Source organism: Psychrobacter sp. Marseille-P5312 (assembly GCF_900291405.1).
GTDB lineage: Bacteria > Pseudomonadota > Gammaproteobacteria > Pseudomonadales > Moraxellaceae > Psychrobacter > Psychrobacter celer.
This window is the reverse complement of record NZ_OLML01000001.1, coordinates 857,315-869,039: the sequence shown is the minus strand read 5'-3', so window position 1 is coordinate 869,039 and position 11,725 is coordinate 857,315. Positions and strand designations below refer to the sequence as shown.

The following is an 11,725-nucleotide window of genomic DNA, read 5'->3' as shown; positions in this document are numbered from 1 at the left end:
AAAAGGCTGTGGTGCCTTATTTGTCAAAAAAATTATGATCGAGACGTTTTTTGTCTAAAAAATGGTAAGTGGTTATTAATAAAAGAGATTTTATAACGTCTATATTAAAAAGACCACAGAAAACCTTTATAATAACTGCTATCCCCTCATACCGCTAAACCATGATATTCGACATCACGACATAGCATAGGAGTCGTACTGTGAGCACTTTAACCAAATCTGACATGATTGAGCACTTGATGAGCCACCTAAACCTAACGCGCCAAGATAGCCGCTGTTTGGTAGAGCGCTTTTTTGAGGAATTGTCAGAGAGTTTGATTGATGGCAAAGAAGTCAAGCTTTCAGGCTTTGGCAACTTTGAGCTAAAAGACAAAAATAGCCGCCCTGGTCGCAATCCAAAGACAGGGGAGCCCGTTGCCGTATCTGCGCGCCGAGTGGTGACCTTTAAGACAGGTCAAAAATTTCGCCAGCAGGTTGATGAGCGTTTGTTTGATGCTTAGTCTGTGTCTATACATATAGGCGCTGCTCAGAGAAAAAGAACCAAAGATAACGCTGTTTAATAGGGACTTTTTTGGGTATATCTTATCTACTAGCTTAGCGCAAACAATCAGTGTCCATCTAGTTAGCAGGCTATCCTGCTATCATCTTGCTTCAATAGCAGGCATAAAAAAAGAGAGCATAGGCTCTCTTTTTTACTACAGTGTTTATTGTATGACCAATAAAATTACTGAGCTTCTTCAACAACCACTTCGTCAGCTGCATCAACAGCTGCAGTGTCAGTTTCGCTAGCTACATCAACGCTAGTAGTAGTACCGTCTACAGGTACTTCAGCGTCCATTTCGTCAGTTGCAGTTGCAGCTTGTGCATCAGCGATGTCAGCTTCAGCTTCAGCAGCAGCAGCTTCTGCGTCAGCAGGTACAGCTTCGCCGTCAGCAGCAGCTTCGTTTAGCTCTTCTTGAGCGTCTTGTACTTCTTCTTGTGCGTCAGATAGATCTTCAGCAGCGTTTTCAGTGTTGCTGTCACAGGCAGTTAGGCCCATAGATGCAGTCATGATACCAGCTAGAGCAAGTAATTTAAGGTTCATAGTTGTTTCTCCGAAAAAATGAAATGAGCAGTAGTAGTAACAAAAGCCAAAAAAAGGTCGAAATCTGATGTTTTCCAGAGTTCAACTAATCTTAGTTACAACTACTCAGCTTTCACGCATTCTATATGTTTTCTTTCTGAATGGAAAGAGGCTGTACAATTCAGTAACAATAAAATTGTAAATGTAACTTTACATTTTTAAACCTCTTATCTTCTCTTAAAGAGTAACACCAAATAATATGCGTATAATCAATAAGATCAGCTTATTATAAAAGCATGATTGTCGTCTTAATACTCTTCAACTGTTGGTGTTGTGTAGTGCTTTCATTGAAGATAGCTGGTATTCGGTAATTGGCGTATTGCGGGCAGTAAATTTTACGATAACGTAATCAATTTCGGCGTTGTTTTCGTACTGTATCTGCTAAAGGATACTGATAGGCATATAAAAGTCATAAAACATAGTAAGCAAAAAGCTTGGAGATACCGTAAAAGCTAGGTACGACAATGAGTCAGACAATAAAGAACTAAAAATACTTGTATAAATGGTCGATAGTATGATGGTATAAGTCATATATTTAAGGAGAGATGGTATGAAGTGGCAAGGTAGGCGAGGCAGCTCAAACGTGCGCAGCAGTCGCGGCGGCGGTAAGATGATAGGGGGTGGTATCGGCGGTATTATTATCGCGGGTATTTTGTGGTTGGTTTTTGGGGTCAACCCCATGACGGCATTACAGACAGGGCAAGTGGTGGCAGGCGGTGGCGGCAGTACGGCGAGTGAGCCTGCCACCAGTGACGACCGCGATACGCAGTTTGTCAAAGTCGTATTGGCCGATACAGAAGACGTTTGGCATCAGATATTTAATGAAGCGGGCAGTACGTATCAAGAGCCGTCGCTCATATTGTTTAACGGTCAAGTCAGCTCTGCTTGTGGGAGTGCCAGCGCTGCGACAGGGCCATTTTATTGTCCGGGGGATCAAACCATTTATCTGGACACGTCGTTTTTTGTGGAAATGCGTCAAAACCTAGGTATAACGGGCGATCAGCAAGGCTCAGGGGATCAAGATAACCAAGGTAAGGCAGGCGACTTTGCGCAAGCCTATGTGATATCGCACGAGGTGGGCCATCATGTGCAGACGTTGCTTGGCATCACTCAGCAGGTGAATGAGGCTGGTCGTCAAGTCAGCCGCGCACAGGCCAATAAACTGTCGGTCATGCAAGAGCTACAAGCGGACTGTTTTGCTGGGGTATGGGCGCAGCGCAATCAGGAGCGCGTACAGTTCTTAGAAGCAGGTGATATCGATGAGGCCATCAATGCGGCTGGCCAAATCGGTGATGATCGTCTCGCTCGTGCAAGCGGCGGCGCGGTTGTACCAGATAATTTTACGCATGGTACCAGCCAACAACGTGTGCAATGGTTTACCCGCGGTCTGCAGAGTGGCAATGTACAGGCATGTGATACCTTTAGTGGCGCTCTATAATGCGGATAGGTTAGAGTTGATGCATTTTAAAAAAGGACATAGCGTTACTGGTATAAGTCTTCCTTGCGTGCTGGCTCGTCTACGCTGCCAGTAATGGTGCGACCTACACTTAAAGACAGCATTCGAGTTGTGCACTTAACGGTATCGTCATTTTATTTTGAGTTGACTATATAATTGAGCGATTTTTTAGCCATATATTTGCTGTATTCTGATTTGACCGTTGTTTAAAATAAAAATCTACGCCTGCTAGATAACAAAAGGCCTGCAATGATTGCAGGCCTTTTGTTTATATCTACATACTATTTAGACAGCTTATGAGAAAGTTCACATCAGTGTCTTTTAAGCTCAAAGTGTCTTTACTTATCTAAGCTTAAAATACTCAGAAGGTATGTCTTTAAAAAGACTTATCTAACCAAACTGCTTGAAGTGTTATCTAGAAGTGCTGTCTATCCGTTATGAACCAAATTATCTGGTTTGGTCTAGGATGTAAGCGCCAGCGCCACCAACAGCAGCACCGCCCAATGCCCCGCGAGCGATATCTTTACTGTCGCCGCCACTTCTGATCAAAGCGCCCGCTGCTGCGCCCGCTGCTGCACCTTTAGCGGTATTGCTCAAGCCAGAGTTGTATCCATTGGTTGCACAGCCGCCCATGATTAAAGCAGAGCTAGTAATGGCAGTCATTGCGATAGTTTTAGCAAATTTCATAATATCACCTGTCAAATTATCAAGTTGGGTCAAAAAAAGAATACGAGATTTTTAGTGCTATGTGTTTGATATAGATAAACCATACCAAGCGAATCCAGCAATTGTCTTAGAATAATCTGTATTGCTATCGCAAGACATAGGATTATATTAAGGGTTTTCAATATCTCAATACGTGTACTGCTATCGCACCCGATAGCAGAGTATATCTATACTAACGCTTATAGTAACCCATCAATTCGCCTCTAGGCGTAGTAAAATCGCTAAGCTTTGCAAGCAAGCTGTAAAAGATGTTTCCCCACTGTATCCTTGGTAGGGGTTTTGCTTAGTGTCATTGTATTTGTATTGATAATACGCTAACTGTTTTTGTCACTGCTAGCGCTATCTATGTGTAAAGAAATAGGGTCTTATATTTGCTTCGTGTGATATAGGCAATCCGCTATAGAGGCTGTAATTTTTTTATTTAGCACTTACTATAGCTTGTCGTCTGGCCATATTGCCACGACCCAACACACAAAAACCGCCCTAAGGCGGTTTTTGGTATTTGTCTTTAATATCTATAGTCGATCCATATCAAAAATGACATAGTGCTATTGGTATGAGTAGAACTTATCATCGCATATTAGTTTTGTGATTTACGCTTCATTTGTTCAAAAAACTCATCATTGGTTTTGGCTTCTTTTAGGCGCTCAAGCAAGAACTCAGTGGCTTGGACACCATCCATTGGCTGTAGCAATTTGCGCAAGATCCAGACTTTGCGTAGTTTGTCTTCATCAAGCAGGCGCTCTTCGCGGCGAGTGCCAGATTTTTTGATATTGATCGCTGGAAAGACGCGTTTTTCGGCTAAGTCACGCTCAAGGGTAATTTCTTGGTTACCGGTACCTTTAAATTCTTCAAAGATGACGCTGTCCATTTTGCTACCGGTGTCAATCAAAGCACTGGCGATGATGGTCAAGCTGCCGCCTTCTTCGACGTTACGCGCTGCGCCAAAAAAGCGCTTAGGACGCTCAAGGGCATTGGCGTCTAGACCACCGGTCAACACTTTACCAGATGATGGAATGACGGTGTTATACGCACGAGCGAGGCGAGTGATGGAGTCAAGTAAGATGACCACGTCTTGCTTATGCTCGACTAAGCGCTTGGCTTTTTCGATGACCATTTCGGCGACTTGTACGTGGCGCTGCGGCGGCTCATCGAAGGTTGAGGCAACGACTTCACCGCGTACCGTGCGTTCCATCTCGGTCACTTCTTCTGGACGCTCATCAATGAGCAAGACGATCAGATAGCATTCGGGGTTGTTGCGGGTGATAGACTGGGCAATCGATTGCAAAAGCATGGTTTTACCGGCTTTTGGCGGCGCGACGATGATAGAGCGCTGGCCTTTACCAATCGGGGCAATCAGGTCGATAATACGGCCTGTCAAATCCTCGGTCGTACCGTTACCTAATTCTAGCTTTAACTGCTCGGTGGGGAATAATGGCGTGAGGTTCTCGAAAATCAGCTTGTGACGTGAGCGATCGGGGGTATCAAAGTTAATCTCGCCGACCTTTAGTAGCGCAAAATAACGCTCAGAATCCTTTGGTGGTCGAATCGTCCCAGCGATACTGTCGCCTGTCTTTAGGCTAAAGCGGCGGATTTGGCTGGGGCTGACATAAATGTCGTCAGGGCCTGCCAAGTAAGAGCCCTCTGATGAGCGCAAAAAGCCAAAGCCATCGGGTAAGACCTCGAGCACGCCGTCACCATAGATGGCTTCGCCGTTACGGGCGTGGGTCTTTAAGATAGCGAAGATAATGTCTTGTTTACGGCTACGCGCCATATTATCAAGACCCATGTCTTTGGCGATGGCCAATAGCTCAGAGATTGATTTTTTCTTTAGTTCAGTTAGATTCATAGGTAGGTCATTAGCAATTGATCAGATGAGAGATGCCATTAGCAGCACAAGTCACGACATTGATTAAAACAACGATAGTATGGCGATAGAGGGCGCGAGCACAGAGCCAGAGTTATGTAGTTTGGGTATTGCGTGTTGACTTATGTACAAGTTGCAAGAATAGAGTGCAAGGTAATAAGAAATAAAGATACAGAAGGCTACATAAGAGTCTGCGTCAAAAACTCAGTATCAGTAATTGTGTTTAGTCATTTCGTTCAGTAATGGTGTTTATAATGACGATTGTGTTTTTGTTGATAAACACGAGGAGAATAGCGACAAGACACTTAGGAAAACGGTTCGTTTTCTCTTGTCAGCAGACTATACGGTCTTCACAATGGCATTGTCAATAAATTTTGCCAAAAAAGTCGTATTAATGGTTTTTTTGCATAAAAAACGAGCAAAAAACCATTATCTTAGCGGGACAATGGTTTTTTACTGATTGGCATCTATTATGACGTGTAGACACTCGCAGCAGATAGACTGACACGAGCGTATCGACACTGATAACAGTGCTTATAGATGCTTATCAAGTACTTTGGCTAGCTCTGCTTTTGGCTGTAGGCCCATGACTGAGTCAACTTTTTCGCCGTCTTTAAAGACAAATAGCGTTGGGATGTTACGGATACCAAAGCGGCTGGCGGCTTGTGGGTTGTTGTCGACGTCGACTTTGACGATTTTTACTTTGCCTTGGTACTCGCTGGCTAGATCTTCTAAGATAGGCGCGATGGCTTTACAAGGGCCACACCACGCCGCCCAAAAATCTACCAATACAGGCAGGTCTGATTGCAGCACGTCTTGGTCAAAATTTGCATCGGTGGTATTTACGATTAGGTCTGACATAGTTATCTCTCTTGTTTTATTGTCTTTATCGTCGTTCATCAATTTATCGCGGCTTTGTGTAGCTAAAGACCCGCGGTATAAAGTAATGATAAGCGGCTAAAGAGTCGTTTCGAAATGGTGAGAATGTGCCATCATATTAACATGTTTGTTCTTACTTGACAGATGCAGGCTGGTTAAATTGTTTAACAATTACGATTGATACAATAAATCGAAACACAACCCTACAGCCAGTGAGTGCGCTGTCACTTATCACTTTTTGGTTTTTTTTCTATGTCATTGCCTCTATCATGTCATCTTTACTCTAATTTATATAAGTAACCGATTTTTATGCCTTTTACTGAAGAAGAAGTCAACGCCTTAAACCGACAAGAGTGCGCGTATCCGCTGGCGTTTTTTAAAACATTTGCCCAAGACATTACAGTATATGAAGATGACGATATTTGGGTGGTGGATAAGCCAGCAGGCCTCCTCAGCGTCGATGGCAAAACCCTTAAGGTCAGCTTGCTTGCGCGGCTTGAGCGCGTCAATCCAGCCGTCAAACTCATTCACCGCTTGGATATGGACACCTCAGGGCTACTGATTTTTGCCAAAAATGCCGCTGCCCAAAGCCATATTAGTAAGCAGTTTATTGAGCGGTTGCCACAAAAAAGCTACCAAGCACGCGTCTTTGGCCAATGGGAAGGTATTGGGGCGACCGGTGAGATATCGGTGCCGGTGCGTTATGAGCCCACGACCAAACCGCGCCATATCGTCGATCACGATTGGCCCAAACAGGCGCTGACTTTATATGAGGTCTTGGCTCACGAAATGTGCAATGATCAGACCGTCACGCGCGTGCTACTAAAGCCGGTCACGGGCCGTAGTCACCAGTTACGTGTGCATATGGTGCATGCCGGTCATGTGATGATTGGTGATCCGATTTATGCCGAAGGGGCGGCACTGATGATAGCCCCGCGACTAAACTTGCACGCACAGCAGTTACGCCTAAAGCACCCGACACTGGGTGCGTGGATGGACTGGGAGAGTCCGTGCCCGTTTTAATCTGGCCACTGAACCAGATGATGACTTAACCATATGAGCAATAACGATATCAGTGATCGCATCATGCTTAAGTATCGCAACGTAAAGGACGACTGGCTACGGTTTTGCGGTTAGGGCATGTCCGCATTTTTTACCTGCTTTAGAATGAGGGCGCGGCCTAGTATCTTGCCTGCCAGCTTTATTTAGGGTTGATGACAGTGCTCGATAAAGTCGCTCACCTGCTTAGTTAATATCTGCCATAAGGTCTGTTGCGCGCTTTTGCTGCCCCAAGCATTGTGCGGGCTAAATATCACCCGTGGATGCTCGCTGAGGCTGAGTAGCGGGTCATCTGCCGTGATCGGCTCTTGCTCAAACACGTCGCTGGCGTAGCCGATAATTTGCTCGTTATGGATGGCAGTTGCCAATGCTTGACTATCGACGATGCCGCCGCGAGCAACGTTGACCAATAAGGGCTGCTTGGTCATTTTGACCAAGGTGTCCTTATTGATAAGATGCTGGGTTTGTGCGGTCAGTGGGCAATGTAAGCTCAATACATCTGACTGTGCCAGTACGTCATCAAAGGCGGTATAGTCTGCACTGCGCGGCGCACGCCCTTGATGCTCCGCCCATAACACCGTCATGCCAAAGGCGCGTGCAATCTCGGTGACGCGCTTGCCGATGGTACCGACGCCGATGATGCCGAGCGTCTTGTCTTCTAAGTCGATCAGCGGTATGTCGAGCAAGCAAAAATTGCCATTGTCGCGCCATGTACCATCGGCGACTTTTTGATGATAATGAATGCCTGCGCGCATGGCATTGAGCATCAGCATAAAGGTATGCTCAGGCACGCTTTTGACCGCGTAACCTGCGACGTTATAAAGGGTGACATGATGTCTGTCACAAGCGTCTTGATCGACGTTGTTCATCCCTGTGGCAGTCAGCTGAATCAGCTTGAGGGTGGGCAGTTGACCGATCACCTCAGCGTCTATTTGGACTTTGTTGGTGATGATGATATCGGCGTCACGGCAGCGCTCGAGGATGACGTGGTTGTCCTTTGGCGTGTCATGATAAGTCATGTAATCTGTAATCCCAGCTGGGGCTGGCAAATCGATACCGTCCGAAAAAGTACCCTTGTCTAAAAAAACCGCTCGCATATTGACTCCCTGATGAATTGATTGTTGTATTGATTTTTTCTATGGTTTTAAGGCTTTATGGGGGTGAGGCTTAATGTAGCACGTCGGTGGGTTTAGTCAAAAACCAAACCATAAAAACCTGAGAAACCCAAGCGCTGTCACAATTGTCTACTTGAAAAGTCAACTAAACGCACTCATCTAGCCGCTAACGTTATATAATGGTCTACCTTAGCTGTCGACTAAATGGGTGTTACCCTATGCACAGCCACCATTAGCGGCCATTGCTATCTATTTTATTTCTTATTACCTGAGTACAAAAAAGACATCGCCTTATGACTACCTCTATCGCTTCACTGCACAGTACTGAATTCGCCGTTGGCCAACGTTATTTATCTGATACAGAGTCTGAGCTTGGCTTGGGTGTGGTCATCGATGTGGATGATCGCTGTGTGCACATCTTGTTTCCGCAAAGCGAGGAGACGCGTGTTTATGCCAAAAACTCAGCGCCACTGTCGCGCGTGGTATTTAAGGCGGGCGATAGCATTTATGACCAAGATGGCAACGGCTATACGGTCAATGCGGTAGACGAGGTGATGGGTGTGCTCAAGTACAGCGTCGATGAGCATGAGCGCGGTATCATGGAAACCCGACTCGCGGCCAATATCACGCTTGCCAAGCCGCTTGAGCGTCTGCTCGCTGGTCGCATCGAGCGTGGCGACTGGTACGAGCTGCGCCAAGACATCTTGCGCATGCAGTCGGCGCTGGCAGGCCATCCGCTCAAAGGCCTAATGGGCGCGCGTGTCGATATTATCGAGCATCAGCTGTATATCGCTCACGAGGTCGGCAAGCGTATCGCGCCGCGTGTGCTTTTGGCCGATGAAGTGGGTCTGGGTAAAACCATCGAAGCGGGCTTAATCATTCATCAGCAGCTAATCACAGGAAAGGCTGAGCGCGTACTTATCTTGGTACCAGACAGTCTGCAATACCAGTGGATGATCGAGCTGCGTCGCCGCTTTAACCTAAATTTTGCGTTGTTTGATTTGGTACGTACTGCCGCGATCAAAGAGCATGATCCTGAACAAAACGTCTTTGCCACCGAGCAATGTATCATCGCGGGCATGGATTTGTTGCTTGATCATCCTGATTTGTACGATCAAGCGATGGAAGCGGGCTTTGATCTATTGGTCGTCGACGAAGCGCACCATTTGCACTGGGATGAAGAGCAGGGCGGCAATGACAAATACGATTTGATTGCTGACTTTGCTGAAGAGACGCCTGGGGTGATGCTACTGACCGCAACGCCTGAGCAGCTCGGCGCGCAAAGCCATTTTGCGCGTTTGCGCCTGCTAGATCCTGATCGCTTTGATGATTTGGATGAGTTTATCGATGGGCAAGAAGCCTTTGCCGAAACCGCTGCCGTCGCTGGCGTGTTGATAGAAGACAAGCCGCTGAGTGATGGGCAAATCGCAGCTTTGAGCCATTTATTAGACATTAGTATGGATGAGCTAGGCGCAATCAATGACGATGAGCGCTTGCGTACTTATGCCCTTAACGAGCTACTGGACCGTCATGGTACCGGCCGTATCTTATTTCGCAATACTCGTGAGAGTGTCAAAGGGTTTTATGGACGAAGCCGTCAGCCGTATCCACTGCCCCTGCCTGACGCATGGGTTGATAGCTACCAAACCACGGGCAAACTGCGTGAGCAGCTGTGGGGCGAAGAAAACCAGCCCGATGGTGGCTGGCTAGAAGATGACCCACGTGTGTCTTGGTTGATTGATATCTTGCGCGGTGAGCTAAAGCATCAAAAAGTGCTATTGATCGCTCGTAGTGGAGCGACGGTTGAGAGTCTTGAGGCGGTACTGCGCTTACATGCAGGCATTAAGACTGCTATCTTTACCGAGCAGATGACACTGCTTGAGCGTGACCAAGCGGCGGCGTTTTTTGCTGATTCCGAGGGCGCGCAGATATTGCTTTGCTCAGAGATTGGCTCAGAAGGTCGTAACTTCCAGTTTGCAAGCCAGCTGATACTGTGGGACTTACCTGCCAATCCAGACACGCTAGAGCAGCGCATAGGCCGCCTAGACCGTATCGGCCAGACGCAGCAGATCATGCTTCACGTCCCTTATGTACAGGGCACCGCGCAGGAGCGTTTATATCATTGGTATGACAAAGCGCTCAATATGTTTAGTCAGATATCACCGACTGCCCAAAGTGTGCAAGAGCAATACATCCAAACGCTAAAGCCTGTGCTAGAGAGTGCTGATACGCCCGACAACCGTGCCATGCTACAAGACATCATCACCGAAGCGAAAAAAACCCGCCTAGGGCTAGAAGCGCAGCTACAAGCTGGCCGTGACCGTCTGCTGGAGTACAATTCGTGCCGTCCACGTGTCGCTGGGCGTATCAAAGATGCCATGATTGACTTTGATCAGCACAATCTGCTGCCACACTTTATGGAGCGCTTTTTTGCCTCTGCCAATATCGATCATAGTATCCAGCGCGATGGCTCGTGGGTCATCGCTCCTATCGATAGTACTGAGATCAGTGAGTACATCGATGGCCTGCCACTGGGCGATGAAGATGGGATGACCTTGACCTTTGATCGTGGGCAGGCATTGCTGCGTGAAGATATCGACTTTATTACCCATGAGCATCCGCTGATGCGCGCGATTTACGAGTTGGCCAGCACCAGCACCTTTGGTAATACCACGGTGGCGATGCTAAAAAGCGCGGTCGTGCCACAAGGCATGGTGCTGCTCGAGGTAAACTTCCGTGTCGAGGCCATCGCGCCAAGAGTGCTCAATCTGCCTGCGACTATCACCACGCAAAACATTCGGGTATTTATCAGTGAGCAAGGCAATGATCTGTCAGCGCGCATCAGTAGCGATATGATTATGCCGCATATCGAGCGACTGGACAAAAACCGCGCCCGCCAAGTCATCAAGGTGCGCGGTGATGTGATCGAGCAGCGTTACTACGACGCCGAAGAGATCGCCCGCCAGCAGCTGGCAGAAATCGGTGAGCAAGCAAGCGCCCGTTTCAATCAGCAGTGGTCGCGTGAAATCAAGCGCCTAAAACATCTACAAACCATCAACCCCAATGTACGTCCAGAAGAAGTAGAGCGCTTAGAGCAGCTAAAAGCACAAGGCGAGCAGGCATTAGGCAACCTATCGCTGGTACCAGACTCTATCCGCGTATTGGTAGCGGTCAAGCCATAAACGAAGCATAGCAATGAAAACGAGATGCGCCGATCATCTCGTTTTTTATTCGGCTGATGCACTGATGCTGCGATAGATACATCTGCCTCAAACCTTGTGATAGCCAAGCGTGTGCGTAAGCCATCAGCGGGTACTTTTGTCATGAGATAAAAAAGGCGGTCAAGACTGGCGGGTAAGCGACTCATAACTGGTCAAAGCGCGGGATATTGGGTAATATGTTTAGCCTTTCAGTGGATAATAAATACGTGTATAGCGCTGCTATCGCTGTATTTTTACGCTAAAATTTCGTTCTAACATCTCTCTTGTGTATTTTTAGCA

At 47.0% G+C, this 11,725-nt stretch carries 9 protein-coding genes; 4 read left to right on the top strand and 5 right to left on the bottom strand.

What is annotated here, in order from left to right; all coding sequences use genetic code 11:
• The first annotated feature begins 200 nt into the window (after positions 1 to 200).
• Positions 201 to 500 (top strand): integration host factor subunit alpha, encoded by a 300-nt coding sequence (locus C6W44_RS03700; protein ID WP_075101941.1) that lies wholly within the window; start codon positions 201 to 203, stop codon positions 498 to 500.
• Between the two features lie 224 nt (positions 501 to 724).
• Here the strand turns inward: C6W44_RS03700 and C6W44_RS03695 are convergent, their stop codons facing one another.
• On the bottom strand, positions 725 to 1,084 hold the full coding sequence (locus tag C6W44_RS03695) for a hypothetical protein (protein WP_075101942.1): 360 nt from the start codon (positions 1,082 to 1,084) through the stop codon (positions 725 to 727).
• Positions 1,085 to 1,673: 589 nt separating this feature from the next.
• Between C6W44_RS03695 and C6W44_RS03690 the strand changes: the two genes are divergently transcribed.
• A complete protein-coding gene (locus C6W44_RS03690) occupies positions 1,674 to 2,561 on the top strand; it encodes a neutral zinc metallopeptidase (RefSeq protein ID WP_105244272.1) in 888 nt (295 codons plus the stop codon).
• 465 nt (positions 2,562 to 3,026) lie between these two features.
• Here C6W44_RS03690 and C6W44_RS03685 read toward each other — a convergent pair whose 3' ends face one another.
• The 3 genes from C6W44_RS03685 to trxA form a co-directional block, all read right to left on the bottom strand.
• Positions 3,027 to 3,266, bottom strand: a complete 240-nt coding sequence (locus tag C6W44_RS03685; RefSeq protein ID WP_075101944.1) for a hypothetical protein — start codon at positions 3,264 to 3,266, stop codon at positions 3,027 to 3,029.
• A gap of 619 nt (positions 3,267 to 3,885) precedes the next feature.
• The gene (rho, locus tag C6W44_RS03680; RefSeq protein ID WP_075101945.1) at positions 3,886 to 5,154 is read right to left on the bottom strand and encodes a transcription termination factor Rho; all 1,269 of its coding nucleotides are present in this window, start codon (positions 5,152 to 5,154) and stop codon (positions 3,886 to 3,888) included.
• A gap of 552 nt (positions 5,155 to 5,706) precedes the next feature.
• A complete protein-coding gene (trxA, locus tag C6W44_RS03675) occupies positions 5,707 to 6,072 on the bottom strand; it encodes a thioredoxin (RefSeq protein ID WP_158676692.1) in 366 nt (121 codons plus the stop codon).
• A gap of 288 nt (positions 6,073 to 6,360) precedes the next feature.
• On the opposite strand from trxA, the gene C6W44_RS03670 reads away from it, so the two are divergent.
• Positions 6,361 to 7,074, top strand: coding sequence for an RluA family pseudouridine synthase (locus C6W44_RS03670; RefSeq protein WP_105244270.1), 714 nt, complete (start codon positions 6,361 to 6,363; stop codon positions 7,072 to 7,074).
• A gap of 182 nt (positions 7,075 to 7,256) precedes the next feature.
• Here the strand turns inward: C6W44_RS03670 and C6W44_RS03665 are convergent, their stop codons facing one another.
• The gene (locus C6W44_RS03665) at positions 7,257 to 8,207 is read right to left on the bottom strand and encodes a D-2-hydroxyacid dehydrogenase (RefSeq protein WP_105244269.1); all 951 of its coding nucleotides are present in this window, start codon (positions 8,205 to 8,207) and stop codon (positions 7,257 to 7,259) included.
• Between the two features lie 311 nt (positions 8,208 to 8,518).
• Here C6W44_RS03665 and rapA point away from each other — a divergent pair, with 311 nt between their 5' ends.
• Complete coding sequence (gene rapA, locus C6W44_RS03660) at positions 8,519 to 11,407, top strand: RNA polymerase-associated protein RapA (protein WP_105244268.1); 2,889 nt, start codon at positions 8,519 to 8,521, stop codon at positions 11,405 to 11,407.
• Positions 11,408 to 11,725 lie beyond the last annotated feature (318 nt).